The sequence below is a fragment of the Streptomyces sp. NPDC052910 genome (genome assembly GCF_055585605.1).
The window spans coordinates 376,278-398,198 of the sequence record NZ_JBVJJR010000002.1 but is presented as its reverse complement, the minus strand read 5'-3'; the positions used below and the strand labels follow the sequence as shown (position 1 = coordinate 398,198).

The following is a 21,921-nucleotide window of genomic DNA, read 5'->3' as shown; positions in this document are numbered from 1 at the left end:
GGTCACGAGCCACACTCCGCGCCGACGGGCCGGTCCGCGACCAGGTCCAGCAGGTCGTCCGCGGGGCAGCGGCCCCGCGCCACGTACCTGGCGGTGAACTCGTCCACCGCCTCCAGCACCCGGGCCGATGCCCCGAGCCGGGGGAGCGCCTCGCGCGCCGCCGCGAAGCAGCCGGTGGCGGCCGCCCGCAGGTCCGGGTCGGCCAGGCCGAGCCGGGCGGCCCTGCGCCACAGCGGGTTGCGCGGAGTGGGCTCCCCGCCGGCCGTGTCGGCCAGCGGCTTCACCGCGCGGTACGCCGTCTCGGCGGCCGTCGGGTCGTCGAACAGCGCCGCCGTCACCGCGAGCGGCACCAGCCAGCCGTCCTCGCCCGGCTGCGCGTCGATCATGCGCATCTCCAGGTGGCCGCGCGGCCGGATGGGCGGGAACAGCGTGGTCAGGTGGTAGATCACATCGCCCGCGGTGACCGGCCGCGGCTCGCCCGTGCGCAGCCACTCGCGCAGCGGCAGGCCCTGTACGGGCTGCCACGGTCCTTCCTCGCGCCGGATGAACATCACCTCCGCGTCCAGCGCGTACTCGGCCCAGGCCGCTCGCGGCTCCATGTGCTCGGCGGGGGCGAGGGTGCGGCCCGGGTCCATCCGGGCGTAGGTCGCCTGGCGGGTGGAGCGCCAGCCGGTGGGACGCCCCAGGTGCAGCGGCGAGTTGGCGAACGCGGCGGCCAGCACCGCGCCCAGCAGGTGCGCGTACCGCCAGCGGCGGTCGAAGCCGAGCGGGCCGGGGCCCTCGCCGCCGGCGTCGACGCACACCTGGACGGACGCCGTCCGGCACATGATCGTGCGGCCGGCCCCGTTCCAGCGGTCGTAGTAGACCTCCATCGCGTCGTAGCGGCGGGTCTCCACCACCCGGTCGGGATGGGTCCAGGGTTCCTTGCCGTAGCCGGCGAGGAAGAGCCCGAGCTCCTTCAACTCCGCCCTGGCCAGGTCGAGATCGGCGGCGACCTCGTCCACGCAGGCGGCGAGGGAGTCGGCGGGCTGTGAGCTGAACTCGATCTGGCCACCGGGTTCGACGGTGAGCAGCGAGCGCAGCGGGAGCTTGCGGAGCCGGTCGGCGGCGGCGTGCAGCCGGGCCGCTTCGACCGGGCGGGTCGGTTCGCGCAGGTCGTGGACGAGCCATTCCAGCTCGACGCCGAGGAGACGGGGTGGTCCGGTCTTGAAACAGATGCCGCGGACCAGCGCCTCGGCCTCGTCCATGTTGACCGTCCGGGTCGCGCCTTCGCCGTAGGCAATGCTCTCGTCGGTCACTCCGGGTGCCCTCCTGTCGGTCAGCCCCCTTGCCCTGTACCCCCAAACGGAGGGCGAAACGCGCGGGCCGGCGCCGGGAACCGGTCATGCCTGGAGGGCGCACCGAGAGCCGCCCGGGAAAGGCGTAGACCATTGGGGCGCGGGCGACGGGATCCTCCCGACCGGCTTCCCGCGGCCGGTCCCGGCGCGGGGACCGGCCGCCGCGTCCGCCCCGGTGCGCCGGGCGGGCGGCCGGGTGCTGGGACGTCGTGCGCGCGTCCGCTCCGGCCGCCCCCGCCCGGCGTTCCTGTGGGTGGGCGGGGGAGAGGGCATGCCCCGTCGGCGGGGCGGCCGCCGCCGGAGGCTGGCCGGAAAAGGGCGGCCGGCGGAGGGTTCGGGAGGAGGACGCGAGGAGGCGGTGCGGGAAAAGGGTGCGGGAGGCCGTGGGGAGCGGGCGTGGGAAGAGGGCGCGGGAGGACGCGGGCGGGGGAGCGGCTCAGACGCTGAACAGGTCCGTGAACGCGTCCGTGGAGTCGGCGACGTCGTGCCCGAACGGCGAGTTGAAGTCCCAGATGAGGAAGAGCAGGAAGGCGATCAGCGCGCTGTACAGGCCGGCGAGCAGCAGCTCGCGCGGCGACCGCCGGATCTGCAGGGTGTAGATCAGCCCCACCGCCACCAGCGCCCCGCCGATCAGGCCGAACCACACCACCCCCGGCATGGTGTCCCCGGCGTTGAGCGCCCGGGCGTTCCGGGCCGCGTCCGCCGCCCCGGCCTGGTCCAGCAGCGGCTGGTACGACTGGCTCTCGCGGTCGTCCCGGGGCTGGTACGAGGTGATGTCCGCCCGTACCTTGTCGAGCAGTCGCTTGCCCTCGTCGGTGAGCTGCCCGTCGTCGAGCATGCCCGGCCACTCCTTGTGGACGACGTACTTCACGTACGCGTCGACGTCCGCCCGCACCTGCTCGCGCGTCGCCGGCGCGAACGCCTGCACCCGCTCGTACACCTCGTGCAGCGCCTGGGCCTCGGCCTGCACGGTCGCCTGCGCGGAGTTCCGCGCCTCCCACACGCCGGCGATGGCCAGACCGAGGACGATCGCGTAGACCACGCCGATCATCATCGTCATGTACTCGATGACGTCGGGCGTCTCGGAGGGGTCCTCGGTCGTCCCCACCCGCCGCCCGCGCAGCAGGATCACGGACACGACGACCGCGATCACCGCGACCATCGCGAGAACCAGCATCACCCACTCGTCCACGGCATCCTCCGGTTCGCCCCGACGGCGCGAAGGAGCGCGCCACGGAGATACTGCGGCGTGGTTCACCCGTTCAGCCGGGATCCGGGGTGGTTTCCTCCGATGGGATGAGGGCGTTCGAGCAGGTGGGAGAGGTATTCGTACGAGGGGGAGACGCGGGGAGGCGCTGGCGGCGGGCGGTCGCAGGACGGCCGTTGACCCGATGGCGCCGGGCGAGCCGCGGTCCCGTGGACGGGGGCCGCGGCTCGCGCACGCTCGGGCCCGCTACGGCGCGTACGACATATCCCGTCCGTGAACGACGTGTCAGTCACGCCCCGCACGTCGCGCCTTGCCCGCCTTGCCCGTCATGCCCTGCTCTCACACCTCGCGCGTCACGCCCTGCCCTTACACCTCGCCCCGTCACCCCGCGTCCTTCGCCACCGCCCGTTCCAGCACCGCGCCCAGGTCCGTCCCGGGCGGGAGGGTGCCGAAGGCGCCGCCCCGGTCGCCGTCCAGACGCGAGGCGCAGAAGGCGTCGGCGACGGCCGGGACGGAGTGCCGGACGAGCAGGCTGCCCTGGAGGACCAGGGCGAGCCGCTCGGCGAGGCGCCGGGCCGTGAGCTGGGCGCGGTGGGGGTCGTCGAGCGTCGTCAGCAGGGTTCGCAGGTGGGCGGTGGCGGCGTCCAGGCGGGCGTCCGCGCCCGCGGCGGCCTCGACCTCCGCGAAGTAGGCGTCCAGCGCCTCCGGTTCGCGGGCGAGGACGCGGAGGACGTCCAGCGCGGCGACGTTCCCCGACCCCTCCCAGATCGACAGCAGCGGTGCCTCCCGGTAGAGGCGGGGCATCCCGGACTCCTCGACGTAACCGTTGCCGCCCAGGCACTCCAGCGCCTCGGCCGCGTGGGCGCTGCCGCGCTTGCACACCCAGTACTTGCCGGCCGCCAGCGCCAGCCTGCGCAGGCCGCGCTCGCCGGCGTCCCCGGCCTCGGACCGGTCCAGGGCCGCCGCCAGGCGCATCGCCAGGACCGTGGCGGCCTCCGACTCGACGGCGAGGTCCGCCAGGACGTTGCGCATCAGCGGCTGGTCGATCAGCTCGGCGCCGAACGCCCGGCGGTACGTGGTGTGGTGGAGGGCCTGCCGCAGTCCGGCGCGCATGCCGGCGGCCGAGCCGATGACGCAGTCGAGCCGGGTCATGTTGACCATCTCGACGATCGTCCGCACCCCGCGCCCCGGCTCGCCCACCGGCCAGGCGACGGCCCGCTCGTACTCGATCTCGGCGGAGGCGTTGGAGCGGTTGCCGAGCTTGTCCTTGAGCCGCTGGAGACGCATGGCGTTGCGGGTGCCGTCGGGCAGGACGCGCGGCATGAGGAAGCAGGTGAGGCCCTGTTCAGCCTGCGCGAGGACCAGGAAGACGTCGCTCATCGGCGCCGAGGTGAACCACTTGTGCCCGGTGATCACGTAGGTGCCGTCGCCGGCCGGGACGGCCGTCGTGGTGTTGGCGCGGACGTCCGAGCCGCCCTGCTTCTCCGTCATCGACATGCCGGCGATCAGACCGCGCTTGCCCAGCGGCGGCCGCAGCCCGTAGTCGTACACCGGCGAGGCCAGCAGCGGCTCGTACACGGCGGCCAGTTCGGGCTGGGCGCGCAGGGCGGGGACGGCGGCGTTGGTCATCGAGACCGGGCAGCCGTGGCCCGGCTCGGCCTGCGCCCAGACGTAGAACTTCGCCGCGCGCAGCAGGTGTGCCCCCGGGCGGCCGTCCGCCCAGGGCGCCGCGTGCTGGCCGCTCTCCACGGCCGCCGCCATCAGGTGGTGCCAGGCGGGGTGGAACTCGACCTCGTCCACCCGGTGGCCGTACCGGTCGTGGGTGCGCAGCACCGGCGGGTACGCCTCGGCCTGCCGCGCCCACTCCTGCACCTCCTCGGAGCCGGCCCGCGCCCCGAGGGCCCGGACCTCCGCCTCGCCCCGGCCGCCGCCGTCCCGGCGGAGCGCCTCCAGCAGCGCGGGGTCGTCGGCGGTGGTGAAGCCGGTCAGGGGCGGTGCCTGGTTGAGGACCTCGTGCGTGCTCACGGCGACCTCCGGATCGCTGTCGGGGCGGAGCTTTCGTCGGGGCTTTGATGGCGTACGGACAACCAACGGGCCATTATCCCGCCGCGTCCCCCCTGCGGGGCCTCCTCTCGGGAAGAAAGTGAGGTCAGACGTGGTGCGGGGGCAGAGGTGACGGAAGTGCCGAAAGGGGAGGGAGGGGAATATGAGCAATCGGTGACAGTTCCCCGGCTGGAGCCCCATTCGACGCGTCAGTGTGATGATCCGACCGATACTGTCCGTATGTCACGCGTGCTTCTGATCGAGGACGACCGAGCCGTACGGGAAGGGGTCACCCTCACCCTGCGCCGCCGCGGCCACGAGGTCGAGGCCGCGGCGACCGGGGAGGCCGGGCTGGCCGCGCTCGGCGCCTTCCGGCCCGACCTGGTCCTGCTCGACCTGATGCTTCCCGACGTCAGCGGCTTCGAGGTCTGCCGCCGGATCCGCGCGACCCAGCAGCTCCCGATCATCATGCTCACCGCCCGCGGCGACGACATCGACGTCGTCCTCGGCCTGGAGGCGGGCGCCGACGACTACATCGTCAAGCCGGCCCGCGGCGAGGTCCTGGAGGCCCGCATCCGCGCGGTCCTCCGTCGCGCCGCGCCCGCCGACGGCGGTCCCGAGGCCGCCACCCGGCCCGCCGAGGTCCACGGCGACCTGGTCGTCGACCGCGCCGGCCTGGTCGTCACCAAGCACGGCAAGGACCTCGCGCTCGCCCCCTCCGAGATGAAGCTGCTGCTCCACCTCTCCGCCACCCCCGGCCGCGTCCACAGCCGCCAGCAGCTCCTGGAGCACGTCTGGGAGCACAGCTACCACGGTGACGCCCGGCTGGTGGACGCCTGCGTGATGCGGCTGCGCACCAAGGTGGAGGACTCCACGCGCTCGCCCCGCTACATCCAGACCGTGCGCGGCTTCGGCTACCGGTTCGGACCGCTGTGAGACGTCCCTCCGCGCGCCTCCGCCCGGAGGGCGCAGGGGACCGGCCGGCGGCACCGGCGCGACGGCCCGCCCTGCGCACCCTCGTCCGCGGCCTGCGCGCCCGGCTCGTGGTGGCGTTCCTGCTCGTCGCCGCGTTGAGCGCGCTGGCCACCGCGGCGCTCACGTTCCGCGAGGCGCGCACCGCGATCCTCCAGCGCACCCAGGACACCGCCGTGGACGCGCTGCGCGGACAGGTCAACTCCCAGGCGCCGGACCTGGACTTCCCGCCCGGCACCGCGGACCTCGCCCGGTTCGCGGCGAACCTCAACCGGGCGGGCGAGGCGGCCCAGCACTGGGTCGTGCACACCCGCTACTCCGGCGGGCCCATGGTCCCCGCCCTCCGGCCCGGCGAGGACACGGCCATCGGCACCGGCGTGCGCGAGAAGGTGCGGGCCGGGATCCCCGCCGTGCAGCGCGTCGAGACCGGCGGCCGCCCCTGGCTCGTCATCGGCCTCCCCGTCACCTTCAGCAACGACCAGCGGAAGCCGTCCGGCGTGGAGGTCTTCGCGCGGGTGCCGCTGCGGGAGGACGAGGCCAACGTCCAGGCCCTCGTCGACGCCGCCCAGAGCGGCGCGCTGCCCGCCGTCGCCCTCGCCGTCGTCCCCGCCCTCATCGCCGCCGGCGGTGTCCTCCGGCCCGTACGCGAACTGCGCCGCGGCGCCCAGCGCATCACCGAGGGCGCGCTCGACACCCGGCTGAAGGTCACCGGCGGCGACGAACTCGCCGAACTCTCCCGGACGTTCAACGGCATGGCCGCCGCCCTGGAGGAGAACGTCGCCGAACTCCGCCGCATGGAGGCCAACGCGCGCCGCTTCGCCGCCGACGTCTCGCACGAACTGCGCACCCCGCTGGCCGCCATGACGGCCGTCGTCGACGTGCTGGACGAGGACGCCGCCACGCTCGACCCGGACACCGCCCACGCCGTCCGGCTGATCAGCGAGGAGACCGGCAAGCTCGCCCGCATGGTCGAGGACCTGATGGAGATCTCCCGCTTCGACGCGGGCGCCGCCGCCCTGCACCTCGACGAGGTCGATGTCGCCGAGACCGTCCGCAAGACCCTCCAGGCCCGCAACTGGCAGGACGAGGTCGCCGCCGACCTGCCGGACGGCGTCCGCGCCCGGCTCGACACCCGCCGCATCGACGTCGTGGTCGCCAACCTCGTCGGCAACGCCCTCCGGCACGGCGGCGCACCCGTGCACGTGACCGTCCGTGTGGAAGCGGGAGCCGACGCGGGCGAGCGGCTGCTCATCGAGGTCGCCGACGAGGGCCCGGGCATCGACCCGGACGTGCTGCCGCACGTCTTCGACCGCTTCTACAAGGCCGACGCCGCGCGGGTCCGCTCCGAGGGCAGCGGCCTCGGCCTCGCCATCACGCTGGAGAACGTCCGGCTGCACGACGGAACCATCCGGGCCGCCAACCGGCCCGGCGGGGGAGCGGTGTTCACCGTCGACCTCCCCCTGCGCACAGGAGGGGACGAGGAGTGAGGACACGACGCGCGCTGGCCGCGGCGCTCCTGCTGGGAACGCTCGCCGGCTGCGGCATCGAGCCGACGGAGGTGATCGAGTTCGGCCAGCCCGCCACCGGCGTCCACCCGTCCGGCAGGCCCGTCTGGCAGGCCCGGCTGTACTTCGCCGTCGTCACCGGCGTCACCTCCGTCTCCCGGCCGGCGGACGGCCCGGTGACCGCGGAGGACGCGGTACGGCTGATGCTGCAAGGCCCCAACGAGGCCGAACGCGCCCGCGGCATCTACAGCGAGATCGCCATGCGGTCGGGGGCGCACGTCACCACGGAACCCGGCCGGGTCGACATCGGCCTGCCCACCGACGTCACCGGCATCTCCCGTACCGCCCGCACCCAGTTGGTCTGCACGGCCGCCCACAACCAGGTGCCCGGCGGGCTGCCCTGGAACCGGGTGAAGGTGACGCTCAGCGGCGGGGGGAAGCGCCAGGAGGGGCTGGTGTGCGACCGGCCCTAGTAGGCCGGGCGGCCGGCGGGGCGCGGGGGCGCCGCCGGGGCGCGCACGGGGGTGCCGGGGGCCTGATGCCGCCTGCGCCAGGAAGGCCGGCCGGTTCCCCGAAAGGCCCGGCAGCGGCGGGCCGGACCGCGATGCCGTCCGGCGCGTACGAGGTCAGCCGCGGAGGCGGGACGGTGCCGTTCCCTCCCGCACGACGACGACGCTCCTCGGGGCGTCGCCGTCGGCGGTGTCACCGTGCCGGGCGCCGCCCGCCGTACCACCGGTGCCCGGCCCGGCCTCCCCGCCGGTCCCCGTCGTCAGGCTCGCCGCGGCGGTGCGGCCGACCGCCTCGGCGGCGACCGCGGCGGTCAGAGTGCCCGCGAAGCCGAAGACCGTGACGGCGACCAGCGCCGTGATCCTGTTCCTGAGCAACTGGGGCAGTGCCATCGCGTCGCGATCTCCCTGTGTCCTCGTGTCCGTGCTTCTTCCGTCCGTCACGGGGAGAGACGTACCCGGCGGTGCGGGGGATCCCGCTGTTACGGATTCATCACGAGCCTGACACCCCACGGTCGCCGGGCGGACGACCACCATCCGCCCGGGCGGCCCGGCGCTCCGGCGGGGCCTCACCCGGCGGCGCGAAAGCCCCGGAGGCGGAGGCTGTTGCCGACGACGAAGACCGACGAGAAGGCCATCGCCGCTCCCGCGATCATCGGATCGAGCAGCCCGGCCGCCGCCATCGGGAGGGCCGCGACGTTGTAGGCGAAGGCCCAGAACAGGTTGGTCTTGATCGTGCCCAGCGTTTTCCGGGACAGTCGGATCGCGTCCGCCGCGGCCCGCAGGTCGCCCCGGACGAGGGTGAGATCGCCGGCCTCGATCGCCGCGTCGGTGCCCGTGCCCATCGCCAGCCCCAGGTCCGCCTGGGCCAGCGCCGCCGCGTCGTTGACACCGTCACCGACCATGGCCACCGAGCGGCCCTCGGCCCGCAGCCGCCGCACGACGTCCACCTTGTCCTCGGGCAGCACCTCGGCGATCACCTCGTCGATGCCCACCTCGGCGGCCACGGACGCGGCCACCGCCCTGTTGTCACCGGTGAGCAGGATCGGGGTCAGGCCCAGCGCCCGCAGCCGCCGCACGGCCTCCGCGCTGGTGTCCTTCACCGCGTCGGCCACCTCCAGCACCGCGCGCGGCGCGCCGTCCCAGGCCACCAGGACCGCCGTGCGGCCGGCCGCCTCGGCCGCGTCCCGCGCCGCCGCCAGCTCGCAGGGCAGCACCATGCCCTCTTCCACCAGCAGCTTCTCCCGGCCGACGAGCACCACGCGCCCTTCCACGACACCCCGCACCCCGAGCCCGGGAACGTTGGCGAAGTCCTCCGGCACCGGCAGCGTGCCGACCCGCTCCTCGGCGCCCGCCGCCACGGCCCGCGCGATCGGGTGCTCGGAGGCGTGCTCCAGCGCCCCGGCCGGCCGCAGGACCTCGTCCTCCGCCGTGCCCTCGGCCGTGGTGACGGCCAGCAGGGTCATCCGGCCCGTGGTGACGGTACCCGTCTTGTCCAGCACGATCGTGTCCACGGCGCGGGTGGTCTCCAGCACCTCCGGTCCCTTGATGAGGATCCCGAGCTGCGCGCCCCGCCCGGTGCCCACCATCAGCGCGGTCGGTGTCGCCAGGCCGAGCGCGCATGGACAGGCGATGATCAGGACGGCCACGGCGGCCGTGAACGCGGCGGTCAGCCCGGCACCGCGCAGCAGCCAGAACGCGAGCGTGCCCAGGGCGAGCGCGATGACGACCGGGACGAAGACGGCGGAGATCCGGTCCGCGAGCCGCTGCGCCGCGGCCTTGCCGTTCTGGGCGTCCTCGACGAGCCGGGCCATACGGGCCAGCCGCGTGTCGGCGCCGACCCGGGTGGCCTCGACCACCAGCCGGCCGCCCGCGTTGATCGTCGCACCGGTGACCGCGTCACCCACGCCCACCTCGACCGGCACCGACTCACCGGTGAGCATCGAGGCGTCCACGGCGGAACCGCCCTCGACCACCGTGCCGTCCGTCGCGATCTTCTCCCCCGGACGGACGACGAAGCGGTCGCCCACGGCCAGGTCCTCGACGCGGATCCGTGCCTCCCGGCCGCCCCGGAAAACGGTCACCTCCTTGGCGCCCAGCTCCAGCAGAGCCCGCAGCGCCGCGCCCGCCCGGCGCTTGGACCGGGCCTCGAAGTAGCGGCCGGCCAGGATGAAGGCGGTCACGCCCGCCGCCGCCTCCAGGTAGATGTTCTCGGCGCCGTCGCTCCGTGAGACGGTCGGCTCGAAGGAGTGCGTCATGCCCGGCATGCCCGCGTTCCCCAGGAACAGCGCCCACAGCGACCACAGGAACGCCGCCGACGTGCCGAGTGAGATCAGCGTGTCCATGGTGGCCGCCCGGTGGCGGGCATTGGTGAACGCGGCCCGGTGGAACGGCCACGCCGCGTAGGTCACGACCGGTGCGGTCAGCGTCAGGCACAGCCACTGCCAGTACGTGAACTGGAGGGCCGGAACCATCGACAGCACCACCACCGGCACCGCCAGCACCGCGGCGGTGACCAGCCGCTCCCGGAGCGGCCGCAGCTCCTCGTCGGCCGCCCGGTCCGCCTCTCCCTCGTCCCGCCGGTCGGCGGAACGGGCCGGCGCGGGCGGCGGCGCCGCCGTGTACCCCGTCGCCTCGACCGTGGCGACCAGGTCCGCCACGGTGACACCGGCGCCATAGGTGACCTGCGCCTTCTCGGTGGCGTAGTTGACGGTGGCCGCCACCCCCTCCATGCGGTTGAGCTTCTTCTCGATCCGGGCCGCGCACGACGCGCACGTCATGCCGCCGATGGCGAGTTCCACGCGGTCCGTGCCGGGGGTCCCGGTGGTGGTGCCGGGCATCGCTGCTCCTATGGCCGACTGGGGTTCTCCGCGGGTGCGGCTGGGACTCTTCGGAGTTTCATACCCCTAGGGGGTATTGAGTGGACACTTCCACGTATACCCCCAAGGTGTATGACGGGCAAGCGGTGCGGGGAGAGGGGCTCCCTCACCGGGGGGTGGGGTCGGTGGGCGGGTCAGGCGGTCACGGATTACGCGGTCGAGGGCCGGGCGGACTGTTTCCCGCAGGGGTGTTCCCATGATCGACTGGGGCTGTGCGCAGGCCGACGCCGGCGCACCCGATGTCGTTCCGCATCGTGATCGTGAGCCGTGGGGGGCCCATGCCGCACCTGATCCATTACGAGGCGCTGACCCGCGCCGTTCGCCTGAGCACGGCTGCGGCCTGCGCCGCCACCGTGGCCGCCTGCGTCTGGGCCCTCGGCATCGATCACCAACCCGCGCCCCATACGGGCGTGCTGGTCCTCGTGTGGACGGCTGCCGGGGCCGTGGTCGTGCGCGCGGTGCTGCTGTGGCTCCGTAGCGCGCACGCCTGGGTTCCGGCGCCGGAGGACGGCGTTTCCCTGGAGAAGGGGTCGCATCCCAGGAAGAGGCCGGGGCCTCGCCGACGATGGAGGCAGGTCGACGCCCCGTTCGCATCGGACGGCTGGATCAGGACCCGGCAGGTCGGCGCGAACTTGCTCCTGGTGGCTGCGGCCGTGACCGTCGGAGCCTTCCCCGACCTGCCGGAACGCGACAGCGTGCAGGCCGCTCTCCAGCGTGCGGGCGCCGAGGTGGCCACCGCCACCATCGCGGAGCCGCCGCACGTCGTGGGCAAGGATTACGACGACGACGATCGCGACCGTGTCGTGGGCTACCGCAGTCGTCTGCTCGTATCCGTTCCCGGTGGCCCCGCGCGACTGCCCGTCGGACCGGTGCACACCCGCGGGCCGCTGCGCCAGGGCGAGCGGCTGCCGATCCTCTGGGCGGCGGCCGCTCCCTCCCTCGGTGGGTACCACGCTGATCTCTCGGAACTGCGCGGGCTGGCGGATCGCCGGTGGAGGGTTGACCTCACCCTGCGGTTCGACGAGGACCACACGACGTCGATCACCTCGAACGTCGTCGGAGCGTTCCTGCTGCCCGTCGCCCTCCTGCTCGCGCTGGGCCTGGAAACGGACACGCTGGATGACAGCGCCTGGTCACCGGTCGGCCAGGCCTGGCGCGCTCTCGTCGCCGTGGCGGTGGCCTACGGGTGCACGGCGTCCCTGACCGGCTACCCGGCCCACGGGCTCCAGGCGTTCTGCCGGAGCGCCGGCTGGATCCTCCTCGTCGGCATGGTGTTCGCGCCCGTCACTCGGTTGATCAAGGAAAACTGGCGAAAACAGTGACTTGTCGCCGGTGGCGGGTCACGGGCTCTGTGCGGGCGAGGACGTTCCGTCCGATTTCCGGCTGGAGTGAGGGTTGTCCGGGATGTTCGCAGAGCCGGTGGCCGTGTACGTGTACGTCACCTGCTCGTCAGCCGACCGGCGACGTGATGCTCCGCCGATGCCGGTGGACGGGTCGGCTCGGGGGAACTGTGGTGCGGACACGGGCGGTTGCACGACTCGGGGTTCAGTCCGGCAAAGCGGCTGCCGCATGTCTTCACCGTCACCATCACCTCCCGCGAGAGCCTGTTCCGTCCGGACGTCTCGATGGGCCGGGCGCACGGGCGGTTCCGGACGCTCCCACCGTGCGACCCGCCGCCGGGCAGCGGCGGCCACCGCCCTTACGGCGAGGGCGCGGTGACCGCGCTGCGGGTGATCAAGGTCGCCCGGTGACTCGGGTTCACCGTGGACGAGGTCGCCGAGCTCCTCGAGGCAGGACGCCGGCCGCGCTCGCCAGTGTCGCGTGCCGTACTTCAGTGAAGTTCCGGCCGGACCCCGGTCAGTCGAGGCCTTCGACGATGCGGAAGTCGCGCTCGACGCCGTCGGAGAGGGCGGCCAGCGCCTCCTGGTAGGCCGCACTCTCGCGGGCCGCGACGGCCTGTTCGAAGCTGTCGAACTCGATCAGGATGGTGCGCTCGGCCATTCCGGCGTCATACGCCGCGACCCGGCCGTCAAGGACGAAGGTCCGGCCGCCTCCGGCCCTGACGGCCGGACCGGCCAGCTTGTTGTAGGCGGCCAGCTTCTCGGGGTCCGAAATGGTGCGGTAGACGCTGACCCAGTAGCCCTTGGGCATGGAACCTCCAGTGTTGGAACGAGTGCATCCGACTTACGGGTTGGTTTCGGACGAGCGTCGGCGGGCGAGAGCGAGGCCGGTCAGCGTCGTGATCGCCATGACACCGATCCCGGCCGACGCCGCGGCGGTGTAGGCGCCGTCGTCGGGGACGAGGCGGCCGGGGCCGGTGCCCGCGGCGAGGATCAGGCCGCCGAAGGCGCTGCCCAGGGAGTACCCGACGCTGCGGACGACGTAGTTGAAGCTCATGGCGCTCGACGTCTCGCTCTTGGGGGTGACGGCCAGGATGACGCCGGGCATCGCGGCCGAGAAGCCGCCGACACCGAAGCCGAGCACGCCCATCGCCGCGAACAGTTCGGCCAGGTCCGACCGGGCCGCCGCGAACAGGGCGAACCCGCCGCCTACCACGACGGCGCTGCCTGCCAGGAGCAGGGGGTCGGCGATCCGCGTCCGGACCCGCGGCGTGAGCTTGCCGGCGACGAATCCCAGCACCGAGAACGGGATGAGGACCAGTCCGGCGACGAAGGTCGTCAGCCCGAAGCCGTAGCCGGCGCCGTGCGGCGTCTGCGCGTACCGGGTGATGAGCGTGAGCAGCAGGTACATGCCGATCCCGCCGGTGAACATGGCGAGGTTCGCCCCGGCGACCGCCGGGTGCCGCGCCGCCCGCACGTCGACCAGGGGCGTCGTACTGCGCAGCTCGACGACGGCCCAGACGCAGAGCAGCACCACCGCGACGACGGCGAGAGCCGCCGCCACGGTGAGGTGCCGGCTCCACAGGCTCCGTTCTCCGGCGAGGAACAGCACCAGGAGCAGCGCGACGGCCAGGACGACCGCGCCTGCCACATCGACGTGGGCGGAGCGGCCCGCGGGAGCTTCGGGTATGGAGCGCCACGCGGTCAGGAGAGTGGCGGCGGTGACGGCCAGGCCGAGGCCGTAGGCGGCCCGTACCCCGCCGAACTCGGCGAGCAGTGCGGTCAGCGGGTAACCGACGCCGGCCCCGATGATCGAGACCACCGAGATCAGGGCGATCACGGCCGCGCCGCGCTCCTCGGGGAGATGGTCCCGGGCCACGCCCATCATCAGCGCCGTCAGCCCGAGCCCGACGCCCTGGGCCGCCCTGCCGGCCAGCAGCCACGCGAACGGCAGCGGCAGCACGGTGAGCGCGCTGCCGGCGACGACGACAGCCAGCGTGACGAGGATCGTGGCCCGCCGGTGCGGCCCGGCTCCGAGCCGGCCCAGGACCGGCGTGGCGACGGCGCCGCTGAGCAGCGCGACGGTCAGCGTCCACTGCGCGCTGCCGAGCGAGACGTGGAACGAGGTCGCCACGCTGGTGATGAGCGGCGCCCCGAGGCTGCCGACCGCCGCCACGACCAGAGCGATGAACATCAGGGCGGGGACCAACGGCCGCGCCTCGGAACGCGCCACCGGGAACGCCCTCACCGCGCCCCCGCCGACCGGCCGCCCGGTCACCGCTTCGGCCCTTCGCGGTCCTGACTTTCGAGCTCGGCCAGATGCCTCAGCGCCGGAAGGGCCGCCACCAGCGCCTCGACCTCGTCGTCGGTGAGCTCACCGATCAACCGCTCGAACGCGTGGACGCCCGCCTGGCGCCGCGTCCGGACATAGGAGGCGCCGGCCTCGGTCAGGCACACCAGCGTGACCCGCTTGTCGGACGCGTCGCCCCGCCGCTCGACCAGGCCGGACTCCTCCATCACCCGGACCAGGGCGGTCATCGCGGGCTGGGTGACACCCTCGACCGCGGCCAGATCGGTGATGCGCCGCGGTCCGGTCCGGTCCAGGGTCGCCAGGGTGGCGGCGGACGTCAGGCTCATGTCCCGGGGCAGGCGCCTCACGGCCCTGGTGGCCAGGCCGTAGAGAGCTGCCCCGATGGCGGCGGACGCGTCGGAGGCGGTGTCTTGACGACGACTCATGTCCGAAGCATAGCGCACTTATATTCATAGCTTATGTAAATGTCGACGGGCGCCGGTTCTACGGGCCGCGCCCCCACTGCACGCCCACCGCCGCCCTCGCCGCACATGATGCGGGGTGAGGGGCGGCTCGACGGTCAGTCCGGCTTCGGCAGGCCGATCGGGTTGGGGAAGCGGAGGGCCGCCGCGCAGGCGTGGGACAGCGGGGTCAGGGCGTCCGTCAACTCCCGGAGTTCCACGGGGTCCGCGGTCCGCCACGGGCGGGCCGCCGCCCGGTCCGTCGCCTCCTCGACCGAGACGTGCAGCCGTCGGCCCTCGTCGGTGGCGGTGCCGTCCGGGGTGAGGAGGCCGCGGGCGGCCAGGCGGTGGACGGCCGCGGTCCACTCCTCGTCCGTCCAGCCGCGGTACGGCTGGAGTTCCGAGCGCGGGACGTCGATGCCGGCGCGCAGGGCCAGGGACTCGCAACCGTCCAGGTCGGCCGCGACCAGCGCCGCCACATGGCCGTCACCCCGGTGTTCGCGCAGCAGGGTCGCCGCGTGCCACAGCCGGTCGAGGGGATCGACGGGGAGGCCGAGCGCCATGTTGGCGGCGCTGAGCACCCGCCCGCCGCAGTCCAGGTCGCGGACGCGGTCCGCGAGGAGGCCGGCGGCTCTGCCCACCTCCTCGTCCCGGCCGGCGAGCAGCCGGCGCAGCGCGTTGCGGGCGCCCACGCGCCGCAGTTCGAGGGCGCGGCCGGGGGAGACGATCTCCCAGACGGACGGCAGCGCTCCGGCGACCGTCGTCGGGGCGAAGCCGAAGAAGGAGGCGGCCACCGGCTCCGGGCCGACCGGCCCGAACGGCGCCGCGCGCCCCGCGAAGTAGCCGCGCCGCCAGCCGCGCAGCCCCGCCTCCTCGTAGGCCGCCCGCGCCTCGGGCGCGAAGTAGGTGACGGCGTGCACCGGTTCGGCCAGCCGCCAGAGGGCGCGGGCCACGGTCTCCGGCGGGGTGGCTGCTGCGTCGTCCATGGAAACCTCCGTAGGGGGGAGTTCACGCGCGGCGGGCCGGCCCGGCAGAACGCCCGGTCGGCCCGTCGACAGGGACCTGTTACCCCGGGCCGGCCGTCACGAGACACGTTCCGTCAGGAGATCGTGTTCCGGCAGGGGGCCACGTTCCGGAAGCGAAGCGTGTTACGTCCGGAGACAGGGTCCTCCCGCGAGACCACGTCCGTCGGGACACCACGTCCCTCAGGACACCCGGCCTGTCAGGTCACCACGTTGGTCAGGACCCGGTTGTCAGGGCAGACACCACGTCCGTCACGACACCACGTCCGTCAGGACCCGGTTGTCAGGGCAGACACCACGTCCGTCACGACACCACGTCCTTCGCCCGGAAGTGCCGGAACGCCAGCGCGAACAGCACCAGCGCGTACGCCACCGACACCGACGTCCCCTTGATCATGCCGCCCCACTCGGCGTGCGGCTGGAGGACGTCCGCCCACGCGTACTGCCAGTGCGCGGGCAGCAGATCACGCCAGTGGCCGAGCGCGGTGACCGCGTCCAGGACGTTGCCCAGCACCGTCAGCCCCATCGCCCCGCCGACCGCGCCGAGCGGCGCGTCCGTCACCGTCGACAGCCAGAACGCCAGGGCGGCGGTGACCAGTTGGCTGACGAAGACGTACAGCACGACGGCCGTCAGCCGGGCCACCGCCGTGTCCGCCGGGAGCGTCCCGCCGGTCGGGATCCGCAGCGGCCCCCAGCCGTACGCGGCCGTGCCCGCGGCCAGTGCCACCAGCGGCAACAGCAGGATCGCCGCCGCGCTGAACCCCAGCGCCACCGCCAGCTTGCTCGCCAGCAGCCTGGCCCGGGGCACGGGCGCCGCCAGCAGGTAGCGCAGCGACGACCAGCCCGCCTCCGACGCCACCGTGTCACCGCAGAACAGCGCCACCGGTACCACCAGCAGGAACCCGGCCGAGACGAACAGCGCCGTGGCCGCGAAGTTCACCCCCGAGGCGGTGGCGGTGTCCATCAGCGTCACCCGCCCGTCCCGGCCGCCCGGCTGCCCGCCGATCGCGAACGCCGCGATCAGGACGAACGGCAGGACCGCCAGCACGGCGCCGACCACCATCGTGCGCCGCCGCCGCAACTGCCGCGCCGCCTCGACCCGCAGGGGCAGGGTGCGCCCCGCGCGGTACCCGGGCGCGGCCGCCGGGGGCGTGCTCGTGCCTGCGGTCATGCCTGGCCTCCGATCAGGGTGAGGAACGCGTCCTCCAGCCGCCGGTGCGGGCCCACGCCCGTCACCGGAATCTCCAGCCGGACCAGTTCCACCAGCAGTTCCGGGATGGTCGCGCCGTCGAGCCGGACCAGCAGCCCGGTCTCCGCGCGGACGGCCGACGCCACGCCGGGCAGCGCGCCGACCTTCTCGGCGACGGCCTCGGACACCTCGCCGTCCACCCCGATCAGCAGCGTCTCGCCCGCCCCGGTGATCTCCGCGACCGGTCCCGCCGTCACCAGCCGTCCGCGGTCCATCACCACGAGGTGGGTGCAGCTCTGCTCGACCTCGGCCAGCAGATGACTGGAGACGATCACCGTGCGCCCGGCCGCCGCGTACCGGATCATCACCTCGCGCATCTCACGGATCTGCGGCGGGTCGAGCCCGTTGGTCGGCTCGTCCAGGATCAGCAGGTCCGGCAGGCCCAGCATGGCCTGGGCGATGGCCAGCCGCTGCCGCATGCCCTGCGAGTAGGTGCGGACGGCCCGGTCCAGCGCCGAGCCCAGTCCGGCGATCTCCAGGGCCTCCTCGGCGTGCGCGTCCTCCGCCGGACGGCCGGTGGCCCGCCAGTACAGGTCCAGGTTGGCCCGGCCGGACAGGTGCGGAAGGAAGCCCGCGCCCTCCACGAACGCACCCACCCGCGACAGCACGGGCGCACCGGGCCGGATCGCGTGCCCGAAGACGCGCACTTCGCCGCCGTCCGGCCGGATCAGGCCCATCAGCATCCGGAGCGTCGTCGTCTTGCCCGCGCCGTTCGGCCCGAGCAGCCCGAGCACCTGGCCGCGCTCCACCCGGAACGACAGGTCACGGACGGCGTACCGGTCCGCCGACTTGGCGTACCGCTTGCTCAACCCGTCGATCACCAGCGGGACGTCCGCCAGGGCGGGGTCCGGCGCGGGGACGGAACCCCGCCGCCGGCCGGTGACCAGCAGCACCACCGCGACCGCCGCGCCGGCGGCCGGCAGCCCCCACGTCCACCAGGGCAGCGCCGCCGAACCGGTGCGCACCCCCGGGGCGGTGGGGACGCTCAGCTCCCGCCCGGCGAGCGACACGGTGTACGTGGCCGGGGCGGTCGGCGAGGCGTAGCCGAGGTCGGTGGACGAGAGGACCAGCCGCATCCGGTGCCCGGCCTCGAAGGTGTGGTCGACCGCGGGCAGCCGTACCTCCACCGTCCGGCCGCCCTTGGCGTCCGTCACCCGCAGCGGGGTCACCAACTGGCCGGGCAACTGCTGCCGCCCGTCCGGCCCCACGTCGTAGACCTTCGCGAACAGCACGGCCTCGCCGCTGTCCGAGGCCACCCGTACGCGGGCGACGGGCGTGCCGGTGACACGGATGCCCTCGTCGAGCTTCGGGGAGTCGAAACGGGCGTACTGGCCCGGGAAGTCGAGGGACATCCCCACGCCCAGGCCGGAGAGGCGGGAGAGCCCGCCGAGCCCGGGGACGGCGGACACGGCGGGTGGCGCGCCGCCCGCCGGGTTGCCGAAGCGCTGCTCCCGGCCGGTCAGCGGTACCGGCTCGAGGCCGCCGCGCAGGCCGGGGTAGCGGTCGCCGGTCGCGCCGCGCAGCCGCGCGGTGCCGTCGGTGGTGTCCAGGCCGCCGGTCCGGCTGATCCGGAACGCGGGGCCGGTACCGGCGCCCTCGTCCTCCTTGAGGTAGCGGTCGAACCAGGCCCGGGTACGGCCGGCGACCCGGTCCTCCTCGTCGGAGCCGCCGGTGTCGTGACCGCCCGCGATCCAGTCGACGGCGACGGGTGCGCCGTTGCGGGTCAGGGCCTCGGCGGCCCGGTCCGACTCCGTGAGCGGGAAGAGCGAGTCGCTCTGGCCCTGGACGAGCAGCGTGGGCACCTTGATGGCGCGGGCGACGGCCGCCGGGCTGCGGCGCTCCAGCAGCGCACGGGCGTCCGCGTCGGGCCGCCCGGCGACGGCGACCCGCTCGTACATCGCGCACAGCTCCGGGTCGAACCGGCCGCATCCGCCGCCGGAGCCCTTCGCGCCGGTGGTGGCGGAGGCGGAGGCGGGCGTGGAAGCGGAGCCGGTGGTGAAGAAGATGCCTGCCCAGAGTTTCTTGAAGATGTCGTCCGGGAAGAGCGCGTCGGCCAGGTTCCAGTAGGTGATCTGCGGGGCGATGGCGTCGACGCGCTTGTCGTGTCCGGCCGCCAGCAGGGCGACGGCGCCGCCGTACGAGGCGCCCGCGATGCCGACCCTGGGGTCGCCGTCGCGGTCGAGCCTCACCTCCGGGCGCTTCGCCAGCCAGTCGATCAGGCGGCTGACGTCGGCGACCTCGCGGTCGGGATCGTTGAGGCCGATGCGGCCGGTGGACTCGCCGAAGCCGCGGGCGGACCAGGTGAGGACGGCGTAGCCTCGGCGGGCCAGCTTCTCGGCTTGACCGCGTACGTCGTCCTTGTCGCCGCCGAAGCCGTGGGCCAGGAGGACGGCGGGTTTGCGGCCGGAATCGCCGGCGGTGAAGAACGACGTGTCGATGCGGACCGCCGCCTTGGTGCCGCCGGCCGGTGACTCCGGCATCGTCAGGAAACGGTTCTCGCGATGTACCGGGGGGTCGCCGCCGGTGGCCTCCGCCGCTGTCCAGGTGCCGGCGCCGGCGAGGACGGCCAGTGCGGCCGCGGCGGCGGCGAGCCGGCTGCGCCTTGGGCGCCGGGGGCGGGGCAAACGCAGCTTCATGTCGCGAATGGTATGCGGCGTGCCGCGCGGGCCGTGCGGACGGGGCTCGCCCCTGGCCCTCCCCCCGGAGGGGGCACGCCCGTTCACCGTTTCCCGCAAAGGCTTTGCCCCCGCACCCCCGCACCCCCGCACCCCCGCACTCCCGCACCCCCGCACCGCCGAAACCGCGCTCCGCGCGGTGGTCCTCGAACGCCGGGCGGGCCGGACGGGGCTGGTGACGGGCGCTCGCTGTCTGTTAGCGTGATCGGCATGCAGCGCGCCAGCCAGCACTCCACGACGACGCCGGATCCCGTCCCGGCGCGCTGACTGCTGACTTAGTCCGAAGCCCCGGGGCGAGTGCCCCGGGGCTTCGTTCTGTGGTCACTCGCCTCACCCGACCGCGAGGAGACCGCCATGCACGATCACCGCCGACTCGGCCGTGAGCTCGATCTGTTCGACACCGACCCGCTGATGGGCGCGGGTCTCCCGTACTGGCTGCCGGACGGCGCCGCCGTACGCCACGCGTTGGAGGAGTACGTCCGGGAGGTCGAACGCCGGGCGGGCTACCGGCACGTGTACTCGCCGGTGCTCGGGAAACGGGAGCTCTACGAGATCTCCGGTCACTGGGCGCACTACGACGACGACATGTTCCCGCCGATGGACCTGGGCGGCGAACAGGTCGTCCTGCGGCCCAGCATGTGCCCGCACCACGCGCTCATCTACCGGTCCCGCTCCCACAGTTACCGTGAACTGCCGCTGCGCTTCGCCGAACTGGGCGGCATGTACCGGTCCGAACTCTCGGGCGTACTCGGCGGGCTGACCCGGGTCCGCGCGATCCAGCTCAACGACGGGCACGTCTTCTGCACCCTCGACCAGGTCGCCGACGAGGCCGCCGGCGCCCTGGAGCTGATCCGCCGGGCGTACAAGGCGCTGGGCATCACCCCCGCCCGCCACCGGCTCTCCCTGCCCGGCCCGGGCGGCAAGTACGTGGCCGCGCCCGAACTGTGGGAACGGTCCGTCGCCCTGCTCACCGACGTACTGGACCGGTCGGGGCTGCCGTACGAGGCGGTCGAGGGGGAGGCCGCGTTCTACGGGCCCAAGATCGACGTGCAGATCGCCGACGCGGCGGGGCGCGAGGCGACCCTGTCCACCGTCCAGATCGACTTCCACCAGCCGGAACGCTTCGACCTGCACTACATCGGCGCGGACGGCGCCCGGCACCGGCCGGTCATGGTGCACCGCGCCGTCATCGGCAGCGTCGAACGGGCGGTGGCCCACCTGATCGAGGTGCACGGCGGCGCCTTCCCCGTCTGGCTGGCCCCGGTCCAGGTGGTCCTCCTCCCCGTCTCCGCAGCGGAGGTCCCGGCCGCCGAGGCGCTCGTCCGGCGCTGCCTGGAGCTCGGCCTCCGCGCCGAGGTCGCCGCCCCCGAGCGCGGCACCCTCGGGGCCCGGATCCGGGAGGCCCGGCTCGTCCCGTACCAGGCCGTCCTCGGCCCCCGGGAGGCCGCCGCCGGGCAGCTCGCCGTCCGGCTCCGCGACGGCCGGAAGCTCGCGCCGCTCCCCGCCGACGCGTTCCTGGCCCGCGCCCGGGCCCAGGCCGACGCGCACGGCACCGGCCTGTGGGACGAACCGGCGGACGCCTGACGGCCGGCGCGCGAACGGTGACGACGGACGGAGCCGGTGCGCTGACGGGGGGCGACGGACGGCGGCGCGCATGCCCCGATCATGCCGGAGGCCGGGGTGCCGGCGCCCGCCGCGCGGGGGAGCGGCGTTCCGCCGCGCGGCGGAGGCGCGTCGGCCCCGGGGACGAGGTGCGGCCGGCGGGGGCGGCGGCAGAGTGGTGTCCGGCCGGGGGAGACCTCGGCGGATCACCCCGACCGTCCGTCAGGAGAACCGCATGTCCCGCGCCCGTCGCCCCCTCACCGCCGTCGCCGCCGCCCTCGCCGGCTGCACGGTGATCACACTGACCACGGGCGTCGCGACCCCGGCCGTGGCGGACGGCTCCGGGAGACCCGCCGTCGCACGGTCCGCCGACGAACCGTCGCTCACCGGCACCGGCAAGCTCGCCCGGAAGCCCGGCGACGACGTCCGCTTCACCTTCGACGCCCACGGCTTCCTCGACAAGGCGCACGGCACCTTCCGGGTCAGCCACCGCTACGGCCCGAAGTGGAGCGTCTCCTTCGAGGGGCGTGTCGACTGCCTCGTCACCGGCGGGCCGGCCGCCGTCGCCACCGGTGTCGTCACCTCGTCGCACGTGGTCGACGCGCCCGGGCTGCCGAAGGTCCGCGACCTCAAGGGCAAGCGGTTCGGCTTCACCGTCCTCGACCAGGGCCGCGAGGACCGGCTCGGCTATAGCTGGGCCCTGGACGGCCTGCCCACCAAGAGCGTGCCCAAGTGCCTGGGCAGCGCGCCCTTCGAGACGGTGGAGAAGGGCGACTACAAGGTCCACCACTGGATGCCCCGGCGGTGACCCGGCGCTGACCCGGCCGGGCCAC

General features: G+C 74.2%; 18 protein-coding genes. 7 read left to right on the top strand and 11 right to left on the bottom strand.

The window, feature by feature from the left end; translation table 11 throughout:
- Positions 1–2: 2 nt before the first annotated feature.
- From egtA to ACZ6X9_RS07535, 3 genes are all read right to left on the bottom strand, one after another.
- Positions 3–1,247: an ergothioneine biosynthesis glutamate--cysteine ligase EgtA gene (gene egtA, locus ACZ6X9_RS07545; RefSeq protein WP_469777640.1), complete on the bottom strand. Its 1,245-nt coding sequence runs from the start codon at positions 1,245–1,247 to the stop codon at positions 3–5.
- Positions 1,248–1,773: 526 nt separating this feature from the next.
- Positions 1,774–2,529 (bottom strand): bestrophin-like domain, encoded by a 756-nt coding sequence (locus tag ACZ6X9_RS07540; RefSeq protein WP_469777002.1) that lies wholly within the window; start codon positions 2,527–2,529, stop codon positions 1,774–1,776.
- Between the two features lie 396 nt (positions 2,530–2,925).
- Entirely contained in the window at positions 2,926–4,569 is a 1,644-nt protein-coding gene (locus ACZ6X9_RS07535; RefSeq protein WP_469777001.1) for an acyl-CoA dehydrogenase family protein, read from the bottom strand.
- A 258-nt stretch (positions 4,570–4,827) separates the two neighbouring features.
- Between ACZ6X9_RS07535 and ACZ6X9_RS07530 the strand changes: the two genes are divergently transcribed.
- Genes ACZ6X9_RS07530 through ACZ6X9_RS07520 form a run of 3 tightly spaced genes read left to right on the top strand, consistent with a single transcriptional unit; the run spans position 4,828 to position 7,537 of the window.
- Positions 4,828–5,523 carry a response regulator gene (locus tag ACZ6X9_RS07530; RefSeq protein ID WP_469777000.1) on the top strand — a complete coding sequence of 232 codons (696 nt, stop codon included), beginning with the start codon at positions 4,828–4,830 and terminating at the stop codon, positions 5,521–5,523.
- The gene (locus ACZ6X9_RS07525) at positions 5,520–7,046 is read left to right on the top strand and encodes an ATP-binding protein (RefSeq protein WP_469776999.1); all 1,527 of its coding nucleotides are present in this window, start codon (positions 5,520–5,522) and stop codon (positions 7,044–7,046) included. The genes ACZ6X9_RS07530 and ACZ6X9_RS07525 overlap by 4 nt, the downstream gene beginning before the upstream one ends.
- Positions 7,043–7,537: a hypothetical protein gene (locus ACZ6X9_RS07520; RefSeq protein ID WP_469776998.1), complete on the top strand. Its 495-nt coding sequence runs from the start codon at positions 7,043–7,045 to the stop codon at positions 7,535–7,537. Before ACZ6X9_RS07525 ends, ACZ6X9_RS07520 begins: the two co-directional genes overlap by 4 nt.
- A 153-nt stretch (positions 7,538–7,690) precedes the next feature.
- On the opposite strand, the gene ACZ6X9_RS07515 is transcribed toward ACZ6X9_RS07520, so the two are convergent.
- Together ACZ6X9_RS07515 and ACZ6X9_RS07510 are read right to left on the bottom strand one after the other, a co-directional pair.
- Positions 7,691–7,963 (bottom strand): hypothetical protein, encoded by a 273-nt coding sequence (locus ACZ6X9_RS07515; protein WP_469776997.1) that lies wholly within the window; start codon positions 7,961–7,963, stop codon positions 7,691–7,693.
- 176 nt (positions 7,964–8,139) lie between these two features.
- Positions 8,140–10,410 carry a heavy metal translocating P-type ATPase gene (locus ACZ6X9_RS07510; protein ID WP_469776996.1) on the bottom strand — a complete coding sequence of 757 codons (2,271 nt, stop codon included), beginning with the start codon at positions 10,408–10,410 and terminating at the stop codon, positions 8,140–8,142.
- Positions 10,411–10,727: 317 nt separating this feature from the next.
- On the opposite strand from ACZ6X9_RS07510, the gene ACZ6X9_RS07505 reads away from it, so the two are divergent.
- Positions 10,728–11,771, top strand: coding sequence for a hypothetical protein (locus tag ACZ6X9_RS07505; protein ID WP_469776995.1), 1,044 nt, complete (start codon positions 10,728–10,730; stop codon positions 11,769–11,771).
- 207 nt (positions 11,772–11,978) lie between these two features.
- Positions 11,979–12,200, top strand: a complete 222-nt coding sequence (locus tag ACZ6X9_RS07500) for a hypothetical protein (protein WP_469776994.1) — start codon at positions 11,979–11,981, stop codon at positions 12,198–12,200.
- A gap of 106 nt (positions 12,201–12,306) precedes the next feature.
- Here ACZ6X9_RS07500 and ACZ6X9_RS07495 read toward each other — a convergent pair whose 3' ends face one another.
- The 6 genes from ACZ6X9_RS07495 to ACZ6X9_RS07470 all read right to left on the bottom strand — a co-directional run bounded on the left by ACZ6X9_RS07495 (position 12,307) and on the right by ACZ6X9_RS07470 (position 19,447).
- Positions 12,307–12,600: a DUF1330 domain-containing protein gene (locus ACZ6X9_RS07495; protein ID WP_469776993.1), complete on the bottom strand. Its 294-nt coding sequence runs from the start codon at positions 12,598–12,600 to the stop codon at positions 12,307–12,309.
- 33 nt (positions 12,601–12,633) lie between these two features.
- On the bottom strand, positions 12,634–14,067 hold the full coding sequence (locus ACZ6X9_RS07490; protein ID WP_469776992.1) for an MFS transporter: 1,434 nt from the start codon (positions 14,065–14,067) through the stop codon (positions 12,634–12,636).
- Positions 14,064–14,426: a MarR family winged helix-turn-helix transcriptional regulator gene (locus tag ACZ6X9_RS07485; protein WP_469777639.1), complete on the bottom strand. Its 363-nt coding sequence runs from the start codon at positions 14,424–14,426 to the stop codon at positions 14,064–14,066. The genes ACZ6X9_RS07490 and ACZ6X9_RS07485 overlap by 4 nt, the downstream gene beginning before the upstream one ends.
- 233 nt (positions 14,427–14,659) lie before the next feature.
- Positions 14,660–15,526: an SCO6745 family protein gene (locus ACZ6X9_RS07480; protein ID WP_469776991.1), complete on the bottom strand. Its 867-nt coding sequence runs from the start codon at positions 15,524–15,526 to the stop codon at positions 14,660–14,662.
- Positions 15,527–15,866: 340 nt separating this feature from the next.
- Positions 15,867–16,733 carry an ABC transporter permease gene (locus ACZ6X9_RS07475; protein WP_469776990.1) on the bottom strand — a complete coding sequence of 289 codons (867 nt, stop codon included), beginning with the start codon at positions 16,731–16,733 and terminating at the stop codon, positions 15,867–15,869.
- Positions 16,730–19,447: an alpha/beta fold hydrolase gene (locus tag ACZ6X9_RS07470; protein WP_469776989.1), complete on the bottom strand. Its 2,718-nt coding sequence runs from the start codon at positions 19,445–19,447 to the stop codon at positions 16,730–16,732. The genes ACZ6X9_RS07475 and ACZ6X9_RS07470 overlap by 4 nt, the downstream gene beginning before the upstream one ends.
- A 354-nt stretch (positions 19,448–19,801) precedes the next feature.
- Between ACZ6X9_RS07470 and thrS the strand changes: the two genes are divergently transcribed.
- A complete protein-coding gene (gene thrS, locus ACZ6X9_RS07465; protein WP_469777638.1) occupies positions 19,802–21,070 on the top strand; it encodes a threonine--tRNA ligase in 1,269 nt (422 codons plus the stop codon).
- Between the two features lie 253 nt (positions 21,071–21,323).
- The gene (locus ACZ6X9_RS07460; protein ID WP_469776988.1) at positions 21,324–21,896 is read left to right on the top strand and encodes a hypothetical protein; all 573 of its coding nucleotides are present in this window, start codon (positions 21,324–21,326) and stop codon (positions 21,894–21,896) included.
- Positions 21,897–21,921: the final 25 nt, after the last annotated feature.